This window comes from Nocardia sp. NBC_01503 (assembly GCF_036327755.1).
GTDB lineage: Bacteria > Actinomycetota > Actinomycetes > Mycobacteriales > Mycobacteriaceae > Nocardia.
The window spans coordinates 2,219,788-2,234,567 of record NZ_CP109596.1; the positions used below are offsets into that span (position 1 = coordinate 2,219,788).

Annotated in this window: 14 protein-coding genes; 4 read left to right on the forward strand and 10 right to left on the reverse strand. The window is 66.1% G+C overall.

Annotated elements, in window-relative coordinates; translation table 11 throughout:
- Positions 1–63: 63 nt before the first annotated feature.
- From OHB26_RS10035 to OHB26_RS10045, 3 genes are read right to left on the reverse strand one after another with little or no spacing between them, the layout of a single operon-like run.
- Complete coding sequence (locus OHB26_RS10035; protein ID WP_330183918.1) at positions 64–1,098, reverse strand: aspartate-semialdehyde dehydrogenase; 1,035 nt, start codon at positions 1,096–1,098, stop codon at positions 64–66.
- 3 nt (positions 1,099–1,101) lie between these two features.
- The gene (locus OHB26_RS10040; RefSeq protein WP_067569349.1) at positions 1,102–2,367 is read right to left on the reverse strand and encodes an aspartate kinase; all 1,266 of its coding nucleotides are present in this window, start codon (positions 2,365–2,367) and stop codon (positions 1,102–1,104) included.
- A 48-nt stretch (positions 2,368–2,415) separates the two neighbouring features.
- Positions 2,416–2,856, reverse strand: coding sequence for an SgcJ/EcaC family oxidoreductase (locus OHB26_RS10045; protein WP_330183919.1), 441 nt, complete (start codon positions 2,854–2,856; stop codon positions 2,416–2,418).
- Positions 2,857–2,926: 70 nt separating this feature from the next.
- On the opposite strand from OHB26_RS10045, the gene OHB26_RS10050 reads away from it, so the two are divergent.
- The 3 genes from OHB26_RS10050 (at position 2,927) to OHB26_RS10060 (ending at position 5,453) form a co-directional block, all read left to right on the forward strand.
- A complete protein-coding gene (locus OHB26_RS10050) occupies positions 2,927–3,394 on the forward strand; it encodes a MarR family winged helix-turn-helix transcriptional regulator (RefSeq protein ID WP_330183920.1) in 468 nt (155 codons plus the stop codon).
- 200 nt (positions 3,395–3,594) lie between these two features.
- Complete coding sequence (locus OHB26_RS10055) at positions 3,595–4,170, forward strand: SRPBCC family protein (RefSeq protein ID WP_330183921.1); 576 nt, start codon at positions 3,595–3,597, stop codon at positions 4,168–4,170.
- Positions 4,171–4,235: 65 nt separating this feature from the next.
- Positions 4,236–5,453, forward strand: a complete 1,218-nt coding sequence (locus tag OHB26_RS10060) for a low temperature requirement protein A (RefSeq protein ID WP_330183922.1) — start codon at positions 4,236–4,238, stop codon at positions 5,451–5,453.
- Between the two features lie 2 nt (positions 5,454–5,455).
- Here OHB26_RS10060 and OHB26_RS10065 read toward each other — a convergent pair whose 3' ends face one another.
- The 7 genes from OHB26_RS10065 to OHB26_RS10095 form a co-directional block, all read right to left on the reverse strand.
- Positions 5,456–6,235, reverse strand: coding sequence for an ion transporter (locus tag OHB26_RS10065; protein ID WP_330183923.1), 780 nt, complete (start codon positions 6,233–6,235; stop codon positions 5,456–5,458).
- A gap of 85 nt (positions 6,236–6,320) precedes the next feature.
- A complete protein-coding gene (locus OHB26_RS10070) occupies positions 6,321–7,949 on the reverse strand; it encodes a GMC oxidoreductase (protein ID WP_330183924.1) in 1,629 nt (542 codons plus the stop codon).
- Between the two features lie 152 nt (positions 7,950–8,101).
- Positions 8,102–8,812, reverse strand: coding sequence for a type 1 glutamine amidotransferase (locus tag OHB26_RS10075; protein WP_330183925.1), 711 nt, complete (start codon positions 8,810–8,812; stop codon positions 8,102–8,104).
- Positions 8,809–10,050, reverse strand: a complete 1,242-nt coding sequence (locus tag OHB26_RS10080; protein WP_330183926.1) for a Mur ligase family protein — start codon at positions 10,048–10,050, stop codon at positions 8,809–8,811. Before OHB26_RS10080 ends, OHB26_RS10075 begins: the two co-directional genes overlap by 4 nt.
- Positions 10,051–10,100: 50 nt before the next feature.
- Complete coding sequence (locus OHB26_RS10085) at positions 10,101–10,721, reverse strand: pyridoxamine 5'-phosphate oxidase family protein (RefSeq protein WP_330183927.1); 621 nt, start codon at positions 10,719–10,721, stop codon at positions 10,101–10,103.
- 56 nt (positions 10,722–10,777) lie between these two features.
- Positions 10,778–12,544 (reverse strand): hydroxysqualene dehydroxylase, encoded by a 1,767-nt coding sequence (locus OHB26_RS10090; protein ID WP_330183928.1) that lies wholly within the window; start codon positions 12,542–12,544, stop codon positions 10,778–10,780.
- Positions 12,545–12,658: 114 nt separating this feature from the next.
- Positions 12,659–13,627 carry an EamA family transporter gene (locus tag OHB26_RS10095; RefSeq protein ID WP_330183929.1) on the reverse strand — a complete coding sequence of 323 codons (969 nt, stop codon included), beginning with the start codon at positions 13,625–13,627 and terminating at the stop codon, positions 12,659–12,661.
- A 212-nt stretch (positions 13,628–13,839) separates the two neighbouring features.
- Here OHB26_RS10095 and OHB26_RS10100 point away from each other — a divergent pair, with 212 nt between their 5' ends.
- Positions 13,840–14,733, forward strand: coding sequence for a LysR family transcriptional regulator (locus tag OHB26_RS10100; protein ID WP_330183930.1), 894 nt, complete (start codon positions 13,840–13,842; stop codon positions 14,731–14,733).
- Positions 14,734–14,780: the final 47 nt, after the last annotated feature.

Consider the following 14,780-nt stretch of genomic DNA (forward strand, 5'->3'; position numbering starts at 1 on the left):
CGAATATGAAAAACGAGCCGTTCAATCCGAAGAGGATCGAACGGCTCGTTCCGATTTTCGGAGTCAGCGGTCCGCGAGCAGAACTTCCGCGATCTGAATGGTATTCAGAGCGGCGCCCTTACGCAGGTTGTCACCGGAGATGAACAGTGCCAGACCGCGACCGTCCGGCACGCCCGGATCCTGGCGGATACGGCCGACGAGGGACTCGTCGATACCGGCGGCCGCGAGCGGGGTCGGGACGTCGACCAGCTTCACGCCGGGAGCGTTGGCGAGCAGCTTCTTGGCGGTCTCCACCGAAATCGCTTCGGCGAACTCGGCATTGATCGAGAGCGAGTGGCCGGTGAAGACCGGCACGCGCACGCAGGTACCGCTGACCAGCAGCTCGGGCAGGCCGAGAATCTTGCGAGACTCGTTGCGCAGCTTCTGATCCTCGTCGGTCTCCTCGGAGCCGTCGTCCACCAGCGCACCCGCCAGCGGGATCACATCGAAGGCGATGGGGGCGACGTACTTGTTCGGCGCCGGGAAGTCCACGGCCGAACCGTCGTGCACCAGCTTCTCGGCATCGTCGATGACCGCGCGCACCTGGGAGACCAGCTCCTCGACGCCCGCCAGGCCGCTACCCGAAACCGCCTGGTAGCTGGAGACGATCAGCCGCCGCAGACCGGCCTGATCGTGCAGCACCTTCAGCACCGGCATGGCGGCCATGGTGGTGCAGTTCGGGTTGGCGATAATGCCCTTCACCAGATTGCGGGTGGCCTCCGGATTCACCTCGGAGACGACCAGCGGCACCTCGGGATCCTTGCGCCAGGCCGAGGAATTGTCGATGACCGTGACACCGGCCGCCGCGAAGCGCGGGGCCTGGACGCGGGACATGGTGGCACCGGCCGAGAACAGCGCGATATCGAGGCCCGACGGATCGGCGGTCTCGGTGTCCTCGACGACAATGTCCTTACCGCGGAACGGCAGCGTCTTACCGGCCGAGCGCGCGGACGCGAAGAACCGCACCTCATCGGCGGGGAAGTCGCGCTCCTCCAGCAGCTTTCGCATGACAGCGCCGACCTGACCGGTCGCGCCGACAACTCCTACGCGTACGCCCATGACTCAGCGCCCCGTTCCGCCGTGTACGACCGCCACTTCGTCGCCGCCCAGGTCGAACGCCTGGTGCAGCACCTTGACGGCCTCGTCGAGATCAGTGTCCTTGACCAGCACCGAGATTCGGATCTCGGAGGTGGAGATGAGATCGATATTGATACCCGCCTCGGCGAGCGATTCGCAGAAGGTGGCGGTGACGCCCGGATGCGACTTCATACCCGCGCCGACGAGGGAGACCTTGCCGACGAAATCGTCGTAGACCACCTGCGAGAAGCCGATCTCGCCCTGCGCCTTGGTGAGCAGTTCGACCGCGCGCGGACCGTCCAGCTTGGGCAGGGTGAAGGTGATGTCGGTCTTACCCGTCTCCACCTTCGAGATGTTCTGCAGCACCATGTCGATATTGATCTCGGCATCGGCGACGGCCCGGAACACCTTGGCGGCGTAGCCCGGCTTATCCGGAATGCCCACCACGGTCACCTTGGCCTCGCTGCGGTCGTGCGCGACGCCCGTGAGAATTGCCTGCTCCAACGGGATGTCCTCCATCGATCCGGAAATCAGGGTGCCGGTCTTGTCGGTGTACGACGAACGCACATGAACCGGCACGTTGTAGCGGCGCGCGTACTCGACGCAGCGCAGCATCAGAACTTTCGAGCCACAGGCGGCCATCTCCAACATCTCCTCGTAGGAGACGGTGTCCAGCTTCTGGGCATCGGCGACGATGCGCGGGTCGGCGGAGAAGACGCCGTCCACATCGGTGTAGATCTCGCACACATCGGCATTGAGGGCGGCGGCCAGCGCGACGGCGGTGGTATCGGAGCCGCCGCGGCCCAGCGTGGTCACATCCTTGCTGTCCTGGCTCACGCCCTGGAAGCCCGCGACCAGCACGATGGTGCCCTCGGCGAGCGCGTTCTGCACCCGCCCGGGAGCCACATCGATGATCTTGGCGTTGCCGTGCGTACCGGTGGTGATGACACCGGCCTGGGAACCGGTGAAGGACCGAGCCTCCGCGCCGAGCGAGTGAATGGCCATGGCCACCAGCGCATTCGAAATGCGCTCACCCGAGGTGAGCAGCATGTCCATTTCGCGGGCGGGCGGCGCGGGGGCCACCTGCTGGGCCAGATCGAGTAGTTCGTCGGTGGTGTCACCCATCGCGGAGCAGACGACCACCACATCGTGGCCCTGCTTCTTCGTCTCGACGATTCGCTCGGCGACCCTGCGGATGCGCTCGGCGGTGGCGACCGAGGATCCTCCGTACTTCTGGACGACGAGAGCCACTGCGGGAATCCTCCAAGATCGACAAACTGCTGCTACCGGCCCCCAAGACTACCGGGCAGCCTCCGGCGACCCTGCGAGGGTATTGAACAGCCAGCTGTACTTGGTGTTGTGGAAAGCGGCGAAGGACCACTCCCCTTCACGCCGCACGGCCACATAGATATTGACTTTTGTATTGAAGCGGCCGCGGCGGCGCTTACCCTTCACCACCGCGCCGCGGCCGTGCACCACCGCCACATCGGGAGTGAGAAAACGCAACCGGGTGATCTCACCGTCGAGGTGAGTTCCCTTCAGGTACTTGGCGAATACCGGAACGTGCGACGCCTCGATGGCCTCGCGGCCCTTCACATGCTGGCCGAACCAGGTCACATAGTCGGCATCCGCGGTGAACACCGCCGCGTAGGCGTGCGCGTCACCGGCCTCCCATGCCTGGTTGGAGCGGTCGAACAGGTCTCGGATGGCGGTTTCGTCGGTGAGCTGACCGGTAGTCATGAATATCCCCTGAATCAATCAATAGTTGATTGAGTAAGATATTGCTCGGATCAGACTATGCTGTCAAGCGATGACGAAAAAGCACCGGGAACTGGCCGCCGCGCTCACCCTCGCCGCCCAGCGCACCGCCACCGACGCCGTCATGGTGCACGGGGCCATCGCCGATCGACTCGGCCTGCACGTGACGGATCTGCGCTGCCTCAATCTGCTGCGCCTGGACGGACCCGCCACCGCCGGTGAACTCGCACAGCGCACCGGCCTCACCACGGGGGCGATCACCCGCATGATCGACCGGCTCCTGAAGGCCGGATATGTGCGCCGCGAGCACGACGAGCAGGACCGAAGGCGGGTGATCGTCACCGCCATCCCGGAGCGCATCGACGAAATCGCGCCGCACTACGAGGTTTTGGCGCGCGAGTTCGGCAAGGTCATGGACGACTACACCGACGAGCAGATGACGGTGTTGCTCGATGTATTCCAGCGACTGCACGAGACCTCGGTGCGCGTGACCGGACTGCTGCGCGAGCGCGCCGGGTGATCAGTTCCCAGGGCGGGGAATTTCTGTGTCGTGGGTCACTAAACCGGTAAACGGAACTTACCGGCGGGTACGTTCCGATTCCATTGCACGCCAGTGACATTCACAATTCCGGCGACACAGAAAGGACCGGGCGGTCTGCGAGGCAGTTGACTCGGAGAGCGACGCTGGTCACAATCGGTGCCCAAGCTGGAGGGTAGGTAATGCGCACGAAAACTGATCACCGCTTCATCATCGACATCGATCCAGATCAGGTGATGGAGGCGTTGCTCATGGTCGAGCAACTGCCTGACTGGTCCCCCTCGCATCAGGACGTCCGGGTCGCCACCCGAGACAAGATGGGCCGCCCCAAACGGGCCTACGTCTCCGCGACCCTCATGGGTCGCCCCGACCGGCAGGTCGTCGAATACACCTGCAGCGAGAACCGGGTCGCCTGGAAGGTCGCCGAATCCAGTGCCGGGGCCGGCGGCCAGGGCTGGTTCGACCTCGCCGAAACCGAGGACGGCGGTACCGAGATCTGGTACCACACCGAGCTCTACCTGCCGATTCCCGCGCCCGGCATGCTGCTCAAGCGCACCGCGCGCCGTGAGGGCGAGGCCACCATCGAGAACTTCATCGCCTTCGTCGAATCGGTCACCGGTGTCGAAGGACTCGGTGGCGACGGCTTCGCCGAGGTCGAGGAGGCCCCGTACGCCGAACCCGCCGCGTACGAGCCCACCAGCTATTCACAGCCGCTGAACTATGGCCGCGGATTGGAACCGGGCTTCGGCACCGCGTGACGCCGAGGGTGAACACGCGTCGCTGACACTGCCGTTCGGGGTGCGAACCCGGCACTATGTCCTGCATGCCCGGTGCGCAGCGAACCCGAATAATCACGGTGGGCGAGGACGCCTCCGTCACTCAGCTGGAACTATTCTTCGACCTGGTGATCGTCTTCGCGTTCACCATGGTCACCGATCTGGCCGCCCACGAGACCACCGCCGTGAACCTGTTGCGCGCGTTGGTCATTCTCATGCTGCTGTGGTGGAACTGGATCGGCTACTCCTGGCTCGGCAATGTGGTCAAGGCCGATGAGGGCATCACCCGCATAGCCATGTTCATCGCCATGGGCGCGGTCTTCCTCATCGCGCTCACCATTCCCGAGGCCTTCCACGATCTGCCCGGCGGCTGGTACGGGCCCCTGGTCTTCGTCATCGCCTATCTGGTCGCGCGGGCCGTACACCTGTGGGTGTTCTGGCTGGCCAGCGCCGGGGATGCGAAACTGCGCGGGCAGGTCGTGCGATGGGCGTCCGGCTCGCTCACCATCGGCGGCGCGCTGCTCATCTTCGGCGCGCTCAGCTCCGGCGGTGCGCAGGTCGCACTGTGGTTCGCGGCGCTGGCCGCGGAGATGCTGTGGACCGGCTTCTCCGGTAACGACTGGGTGCTCAACTCCGCCAAGCACTTTGCCGAACGGTATGGGCTGATCATCATCATCGCGCTCGGCGAATCCATCGTCTCGATCGGCGTCGGCGTCGCCGGACTGCCGATTTCCTGGCCGATCGCATTGGGATCGATACTCGGACTTGCCATTTCGGGTCTGCTCTGGTGGGCGTACTTCGATGTGGCGGCGCTGATGGTCGAACACGAGCTCGAGCACGCCAAGGGCGAGCGGCGCATTCAGATCGCGCGCGGCTGCTACACCTACTGGCACTTCCCGATGATCGCCGGAATCGTGGCCCTGTCACTGGGTTTGAAGAAGGTGCTCAGCTACGTGGGCGGGGCACAAGGACATTCACTGCAGGACAAGCTCTACGGCATTCCGCTGTATGCCCTTTACGGGGGCGTGGTGGCCTATCTGCTGGCGCTGGTGGGTTTCCGGTACTACGCGACACACAAATGGCTGATTCCGCGTGTGGTGGCCTCCGTGGCGCTGCTGGCGCTGATTCCGCTCGCAACGGCACTGCCCGCACTGGCCGCGCTGGGCCTGCTGTGCGCGGTACTGACGGCCATGATCGGCTGGGAAACGCTGCGGTACGCGCAGAAACGCGATCAGATCCGGCACGGCGGGACCGCACCTGTCTGAGGTCATCGCGGGTCCCGGTGATTCACCGACTCCGGGACCCGCACCCCGGCCCGCACCGAATCGCGCATCTGATCGATGTTCTCCCGCAATACGTCCGCCACCAGCTCATCGGTGCGCGGATCGGCCAGCACCTGGAAGACCAGGCGGAAGCTGGCATCGGCGATACCGCGGATGATGTCCTCGTGGAACGGGAGATAGCGCACCCGGCCCAGCGCCGGATCCTGGCGAATGAGCTCGAGCATCATCTGATCGAGCTCACCCCGGTTCTCCTCCAGCGCGTTGGCGATATTGCGGGTGTAGTGACCGGTGCGCAACACCTCGCCGACCTCGTCCAGTACGGCCATGGTGACCGGGCGCTTGACCGCCTCGACAATGGCTCCGACCGAACGATTCACGATCGCCGCCGTCACCCGTTCGCCGAGCGCGCGATCGGCCACCCGGCCCACCCGGACCGCGATCACCACAATGCGCAGCAGCCGGAAACCGCGGAAGAACGGGCTGGTCACCGGGATCATGCCCAGTACCTCGTACCAGTAGATGAACGGGAACGTCCAACTCCAGTCCGATCGCCGCCAGCGCCACAGGAATTCGATCAGGAAGATCGCGCAGATGCTGAAGTCGAGAACGCGGATCACCTGGAAGGTGTGGTCCGAGACGTGGAAGAACGTCACCCAGACCACCAGCGCCACCGACACCACGGCCAGCGCCAGCATGAACAGATCGGTCCACAGGGCGGGTGGCCGCCGCGGGGGCTCCCCCGCCTTCGGTGCGCTGTCGCTCACGCCGACCCCTTCCTCATCGAACGGTCTCGCGCCAGCGTAATTGCCGATGCTGAATAAGCCCTGATTCCGAGTCCGGGCGATCCAGCTATCGGCCCGCGCGAATAATCGCCTCGATATTCCGTTCGGCGAGCGCGGTAATGGTGAGCGAAGGATTCACCGTGGCGGTACTGCCCGGAATACCCGCGCCATCCATCACATACAGACCGGGATGACCGTGCACGCGACCATTGGAATCGGTTGCCCGGCCGTAGACCGCGCCACCGAGCGGATGCGCGGTGAAGGCGGCATTGGCGTCATAACCGATCGGCGAGTAGTCGACCGAGGAGTTCGAACTGCCCGCGATACGACGATCGACCGTACGGCAGGCCGCGATCACCTGATCCTGGGCGGCACGCGGCCAATTCAGGCCGACGGTATTGCGGGCACGGTCGTAGCGCAAGCGCGCGCGGGTCGGATCGAGCACGATACCGAGCGAGGCGATGGCCAGCGTATCCACGGGAATGCCCGGGACGAACCAATTTTCGAGGGTCAGCGGCATTCCGGACGAATCATGGATGCGACTGGCGCTGGGCACCCCGCCACCGGTCAGCGCCGGTTCGGTGACGCTGCGGGCCAGCACCACATCACCATTGGTGCCCCAGCCGTCGCCGATATGCTCATTGAGATTGGGCAGGGTGCCGGTGGCCTGGGCGCGCACCAGCAGTTCGGAGGTGCCGACCGAGCCCGCACCGAGGAACAGACGATCACAGGTGAGGGTGCGGGTGGCCAGCACCTCGCCGGTCGGGGCCAGTTTGGTCACCGACACCACGAATTTGCCGCTGCCGTCCTGGCCGATGGAGTCCACCCGATGCCCGGGGAAGATTCCGGTGCGGCCGGTGCCCTCGGCGTAGCGCAGATAGTTCTGATTCAGATCGAACTTCGCACCGTTGGAGTTGCCGAGATTACTGCGCGCGGCCGTCGCCGAGGCGCGCGAGGTCCCCGCGAGTTCGGCGCGCAGCACATCCCAGTTGAAGATCGAATCATTGGGCAGCGGTTCATAACCCGCCGCGCGCACCTGTCGATCCCACACCCGCGAATGGTTGAACGGCGCGGAGTTGTAGATATCGGCGGGCATGGGGCTCAGCCGCAGCATCTCCCGCACCCGCGGGTAGTAGACGCGATCGAGTTCGTCGTAGTCGGCGATACCGCCGAAGAGCGAATCGAAGATATCGCGCGGCGGCGCGATCATGGCCCCGGTGAAGACGATCGACCCACCGCCGACCGCGGCGCCGCGCCACACATCGATACCGCCGAATTCGGTGACGTCCAGGACCCCGCCGAAGTCGGCGAAGGTCATCGGCACCTTGGTGACGCCGGTGAAGCTGGAGCGATGCCAGAAACCGCGGCCGTCGGGCAGGTCATCGCCGGTGAAGATCTCCCGATTGGGATCATTGGGCCAGCGCGATCCGCGCTCCAGCACGGTATTGGCAATGCCCGCCTGGGCCAGTCGCAGCGCGGTCACGGCCGCGCCGAAGCCGGATCCGATGACGATCGCCTCGGTGTGCTCCGGCGGATCCGGCAGCGGCGCGAAGATCTCCGGCACCCAGGCCTGGAACAGCGTGTTCCACACCGGATTCGCCGATGCGGCCCCGGTGCCGCGCGCGGCGACACCCGACCCCATGCCCGCGAGCAGAGCCGCGGCCCCCGCGGCCTTGAAAATGGCGCGCCTGCGCAACCGGCCACCTCCCTCATCAAGTAGGCCGCGCGCGAGATTACCGGTCGGTCGGTCCCGCAACAACACATTCTTCGTGCGCCACAAGATTGGTCATGCGTGTCGGCTATGTGTCGCGGCCGAGGCGTGGTAAAAGCCGCGACGAGCAGAGGCCGTCAGGCGCGCAGACGCTCGCGGCGGAGCTGGTCGACCTCCGGAAGATCAAGGGGGGACAGCGAATCCACGCCGAGGATCTTCTTGATGAGATAGTCGGCGAGTTCGGGATTACGGGCCAGCGCGGGGCCGTGCATATAGGTGCCCAGAACCGAACCCTGAACCACACCCTCGAGACCGTCGCCGACACCATTGCCGACGCCTTTGGTCACGCGGGCCAGGCCGGTGGCGTCGCCACCGAGTTTCGTTCCGCCACGGTGGTTTTCGAAACCGGTGAGCGCCTGGGTGAGTCCGGGCAGCAGCGGCTGGGTGGCCACCTCGCCGATGGCTCGCTTGTCCTGCGGTGAGGTGGTGACGTCGAACAGGCCGACACCGTCGACCCGTTCACCGGAGGAGGTTTCGTACCAGTGCCCGAGCACCTGGATGGCGGCGCAGATGGCCAGGACCGGCGTGCCGCGCCCGGCGGCCTGCTGCAGACCGGGATAGCGCTGCAGGTGCCGGGTGGCCAGCCGCTGCGCCGAATCCTCCGCACCGCCGAGTAGATAGATGTCCAGCGAATCCGGCACCGGGTCCGACAGGTTGATCTCCACGATCTCGGCGGCGTGGCCGCGCATGCGCAGGCGCTGGCGGACGACCACGGCATTGCCGCCGTCACCGTAGGTGCCCATCACATCGGGGAGGATGAGGCCGATGCGTACGGTCGAGTCGGTCATGCCCGCGCCTTCTCTTCGAGGTCTCGGTTCAGATCACGGAACGCCGTGTAGTTGGCGAGCACCTCGACCCGGCCGGGCGGGCAGGATGCTATGGCGCGCAAGGGATCCGCGACCGTGATGTGCTCGACACCGGCGTAGGTCAGGCGCACCGCGAGATCGGTGGCGCGCTCACCGGCGGCGACCACCTGGGTGCCCTCGAAGTGTTCGAAACGCACATCCCACAGCCAGGACAGGTCCTCGCCGTCCGGCACCTGACCGTTCACGGCGATGACCAAACCCGTTGCGGCGGAATCGATCATGGACAGCGCCTCCTGCCAGCCCGCCGGATTCTTGGCCAGCAGCAGGCGGGCGTTGTGGCCGTTCACCTCGACGGTGCGGTAGCGGCCCGCGATCTCGTTCACGGTGCCGGTGGCCTCGGCCGCGGCGGCCGCATCGGCGCCCATGGCGACGGCGGCGGCCACCGCCTGCGCGGCGTTACCGCGATTGGCGCGACCCGGAAGGGCAAGGGAGAGCGGCAATTCCAGGCCGTCGGGGCCGTGGATGGCATGCTCGTCGACCCGCCACTGCGGTTCCGGGCGCTTGAAATCGGTTCCGGTGCTGTACCAGTGCTCGCCCTCCCACAGGATGGGCTCACCGCTGCGCGGGCAGCTGGTGGCATCCACCGACCAGCCGCTGCCGGCGGACACCCACACCACATTCGGATGGTCGTAGGCGATGGAGGTGACCAGCACATCGTCACAGTTGGCGATCAGCACCGCATTCGGATGCCGGGCCATACCGGCGCGCAGGCGGCGCTCGATCATATTGATCTCGCCGACCCGGTCCAGCTGATCGCGGGAGAGGTTGAGCAGCACCACCACGGCGGGATCGAGCGCGTCCGCCACATGCGGCAGATGCAGTTCGTCCACCTCGATGGCGGCCAGGCGCGCGGTGCGATTCGCGGTGAGCGCGGCCACGATTCCGGCATCCATATTCGCGCCGTCAGCCTGGGTGGCGACCGCGCCGATGGTCTGCAGCGCGGCCGTGGTCATCCGGGTGGTGGTCGATTTGCCATTGGTGCCGGTGACCAGCACCGTGCGCCGGCCCCGCCCCAGCTGAGTCATGATCGTCGGATCGATCTTCAGCGCGATCAGGCCGCCGATCATCGAACCATTGCCGCGCCCCGCGCGCCGCGACGCCCATGACGCCGCCGTCGCCGCCCGCAGCGCCAACTGTCCGCGTACCGAGATGTCTGCCACGCCGCGAGTTTATTGGTGCGAGCGCGTTGATGCGCAGGCGGCATCGACAGTCAGGACTTGTAGAGCAGCTCCTCGTAGGTGTGCGAGTAGTGCTTCTCCAATTGTTCGAGGGTTTCGGTGCTGTCCGGCTGCAATTCCTTCACCAGCCGAGCCTGATTCGGCAGCGTATCGACCGGCCACTGGTCGGGCTTCCACAGGCCGCTGCGCAGGAAGGCCTTGGCGCAGTGCAGGAAGATCTGCTCGACCCGAACCTCGACGGCCAAGATCGGGCGATGCCCCTTCACCACCATGTCGTCGAAGTACGGCGCCTCCCGCACCAGCCGGGCTTTACCGTTGATACGCAGGGTTTCACCGCGGCCGGGAATCAGGAAGATCACGCCCACATGCGGATTGCTCAGAATATTGAGATAGCCGTCCGCCCGGCGATTACCCGGACGCTCGGGGATGGCGATGGTGTGGTCGTCCAGTACATGTACGAAACCGGCCGGATCACCCTTGGGCGAGGCATCGCAATTACCGTCGGCGTCACTGGTGGCCAGGACCACGAAGGGAGAGAGCGAGATCCACTCCTTGTCGCGAGCATGGAGTGCGACGCGCTCCTTGGCGACGGCCCGGGGTGTCGGATCACCCAGCAGGGCACGCAGTTCGGCCTGATCCACGATCTCGCTCATGATTCGATTCAACGCGCGAACCATGCGGCTCCGCCAGTGAATTGTGCGGTATCTCCCTATCGCGGGGCGTCGAACAGATTGGGCTGACCGGCCTTGAAGCGCGCGATGTCCAACTGCCGGAACGGTTCCAGTTCGGTGGCGCGGTAGAGCTTGAAGAGCTGACAGCGCGGCGCATTCGAACCGGAGACCTCCAACAGTGCGTTCACCGCCGTGCGCGCGGCCTCGGAGGCGCCCTCCATGGTGGCCAGATCCACATTGGTGCGCACGTAATCACCTGCCAGGAACAGGTTTTCGATCTCGGCTTGATGGGATTCCGGCCGCAGCGCCCAGGAGCCCGCGGTATTGATCAGCAGCGGATCGGCATTGGCATTGCGCTTGCTCCCGGCGTCCCAGGTGATGCCGGTGTCCAGGAACCAGGAGTGCAGATCCGCGTCGGTGAGCAGTTCGCGCTGATCGTTCAGGTGCGCTTTGAGTTGCGCCCAGACCTCGCGGGCGATCTCATCGTGCGTGCATTCCTTGGCGGGTTTGCCGTAGAGCGTGCCGGGGGTGTTCCAGTCGGAGATATCCACCGACAGGCAGTCCTGCACGGTCCCGTCACCGAAGCCGGTGATCGGGGTGCGTGCCCAGAACTGGTTCTGTGCGATGGAGGTCAGCGACCACGGCGAATCCACGTAGGCGACATGACCGCGCGCGATATTCGTCTCGCGCTTCAGGAAGAACTGGATACCCGTCATCCAGTCCACCATGAGCTGGCTCATTCCCGCCAAATCCGGTCGGCGGTCGAGGATTTCGGGTGACCACAGGGTGCGCGCCACCTCGGTGGGCACGGCGGAGACGAAGTAGTCGGCCTCGACCTGCCGGGCCGCGCCGGAGCCGTCCACAATGCGCGCGGCGGTGATACGGCCGTCGGCGATATCGAGTCCGCGCACCGCGCCGGTCGCGAATTTCACGCCCAGGTCACGCAGTCGCGCGACCCACGGATCGATCCACGCCTCATTGGTCGCGCCGTTCAAAAGCCGGTCCAGCGCACCGTCATTCGCGACCTCGAGCGGATTGCCGAGGAACTGCTCCCCCATATTGCCGATGGTCAGGGTGCTGGCCAGATCATCCTTGGCCGCCACCAACAGCGTGGTCAGCGTGCGCGAGAGCAGCATCCGGAATTCGGTGGAGCGACGGCCCGCGCCGACATAGTCACGCCAGGACACCTTGTCCCACTGGCCGTAACGGCGGGCATCGCAGCTGGTGTTGAAGACCAGCAGGCGATTGGCGAAGTAAAGCGCGTCCAATTGAGACATCTTGGTGCTGGTGGCAATCGCCGAACCGACCGTTTCACGAAAGTCGTCGGGGGTGGCCCAGATACGGCCCGCGCGCCCCAGCGGCAGGATCACATCATCGGCATTGCGCCGGGAGAAGCGGGCCTCGGGTGCGGCGACCAGATTGTCCCAGACCCCATTGGCATTGCCCGCGAACGGGATTCGACGCATGGTATCGGGAATGTGGCGGTAGAAACCGGGGAAGAAGCGGAAACCGTGCTCGCCCATCAATTCCGGGCGGCCGTCGCGACCGGTGCCCGGTACCGGAATACTGCGGGCTTTGCCGCCCAGTGCCCGGCGCTCGTAAACGGTCACATCGAAGCCGCGCTCGGCCAGTTCGTGCGCGGCGGTGAGTCCGGCGACACCGCCGCCGAGCACCACCACGCTGCGGCCCGGATCGGCCGATGCGGGCGTGGGTCGCAGGGTCGCGGCCGTGCCCGCCAGAGCACCCGCCGCGACCGCTCCACGCAGCACCGTTCGCCGCGTGACGGACAAACGCTGTCCCGTCATTCCCTACCTCCCACGCCTGGGGGAATCCTAGGCAGCGGGAACCAGCCGTGGGTCCGTAGGGTGCCATTTTCCGGACCTCGCGTCGATCTTTGATGTGTGTATGCCGACCGTTCGCTATACCTCGGCGAGGCGCGGAGCCGATTTCGCCGGAGTCAGACGAGGTGACGGGCCCGCCACCGGCTCCGGCGCGGCATTCGCAGACTTCGCAGCCCGCGCCGACGTGGCGGTGAACGCACCGGCGATCACAATGGCCGCACCGAGCAGGGAGATGGCCGACGGCCGCTCATGCAGGAACGCCCAGGAGGCCGCGATACCGACCACCGGCACCATGAGCGACAGCGGTGCGACCGTGCCCGCCGGATAGCGACTCATCAGATATGTCCACAGACCCGAACCGGCGATGGTGCCCAGCAGCACGATGTAGGCGAGCGCGGCATAGGCGGGCCAGCCGCTCGCCGAGAACGAGTCGGCCAGATCCCGCAGACCGGTGGCCGGGCCCTCGGTGAGCGCGGAGAGCGCGAACATGGGCAGCGGCGGAACCACCGTCATCCACAGGGTCAGGTGCAGGGGGTTGACCCCTTCGGCGGGCGCCGCGGCCATGCGGGATCCGAGATTGCCGAAGGCCCAGCCCAGTCCGGCCAGCAGCGTCAGGATCAGGGGCAGCAGTGCCGCCTGATGTGAGCGATCCCAGCCGATCACCGCCATACCGGCCATGGCGACGGCGATGCCGAGCAGCTGGATTCCGCGCAATCGCTCGCGCAGGAACACCGCACCCAACAGCACCGTGAACGGCGCGGAGGACTGCAGCACCAGCGAGGAGAGCCCGGTCGGCATCCCGGCTCGCATGGCACTGAACAGGAAGGCGAACTGCAGAATCCCGAAGCCGACGCCGTACAGCAGCAGCCACCGCCACGGCACCCGCGGTCGCGGCACGAAGATCAGCACCGGCACCGCGATCACCGCGAAGCGCAGTGCGGCGAAGAAGAAGGGTTGGAAGTGGTCGAGCCCGACCCGAATGGCGAGGAAGTTCAGCCCCCACAGCACCACAACAGCCAGGCCGAGCAGCCGATCACGATTGGTCATGAGGCAAATATGCGGGTGTCGATAGATAAGAACAATCGAATAAATCTGCACCAACGATGTAGTAGAACTTACCTATGCCCCACCCGGAAGACCCGGACACCACCCCACCCCGCACCGTCCCGCGACCCCGACGCATCGCACCGAGCCCGATGGGTCCCCGGCATCTTCCACCGAGCCAGGATTCGAGGACAGAGCGGGACGGTGGCCCACTCATGTCGGTCGAGCGATTGCGCGTGCTGCGCGAACTCGCGGATCGAGGGACCGTCGCCGCCGTGGCCGAAGCGCTGTCGATGACACCCTCCGCGGTATCCCAGCAACTGAAGGTGCTCGCCCGCGAAGCCGGGGTGGCACTGCTGGAACCGGACGGGCGCCGGGTGCGGTTGACCGATGCGGGGCGAGCACTGGTGGTGCGGGCCGATGAGGTGCTGGCGGCCATGGAGAAGGCGGCCGCCGAGATGGCCTCGTACCGGGGATCACCGCGCGGACAGGTACGGGTGGCGTTGTTCCCTTCCGGGGCGGCACTGCTACTGCCCCACGTCCTCGCCGAGTTGGCCGGGACCGGGGTGGAGATGATCGCGGCCGACGAGGATGTGCCACCGGTGGAGGTGCCACGGCTGCTCGCCGATTACGACGTGGTGCTGACGCATCGGGATGAGCGGTCCGCCTCCATCGGCGGGGCGCGGGTGGCCTCGCGGGTCCTCATGCGGGAGCCCATCGACGTGGTGGTGGGACCCGAGCATCGGCTGGCCGAGCACGGCGCGGTGGTACCCGCCGAACTGTCCGATGAGACCTGGCTGAGCGTGCGCGGCGGATTCCCGGTGGATGACGTACTGCGCTCGATCGCCACCGTTACCGGAGTGCAGCCGCGAATCGCCCAGCGGCTCAACGACTTCACCGTGATCGAGGCGCTGGTCGCCTCCGGCTACGGCATCGCGCTGATGCCCCGGTACGCGGTCCGGCACGCCGAGGTGGTGATGCTGCGACTGGCGGGGGTGCGCGCCGCGCGGCTCTACGACCTGGCCACGCGCCCGCATGCCGAGAAGCGCCCCGCCGTAGCCACCGTCCTGGCCGCGTTCGAACGAGCCGCACGCCGCGCCACGCGCTAGCAAAGCTCTCTTGACTTGGAGCGCACTCCAGGTCATAGCGTGAGCGC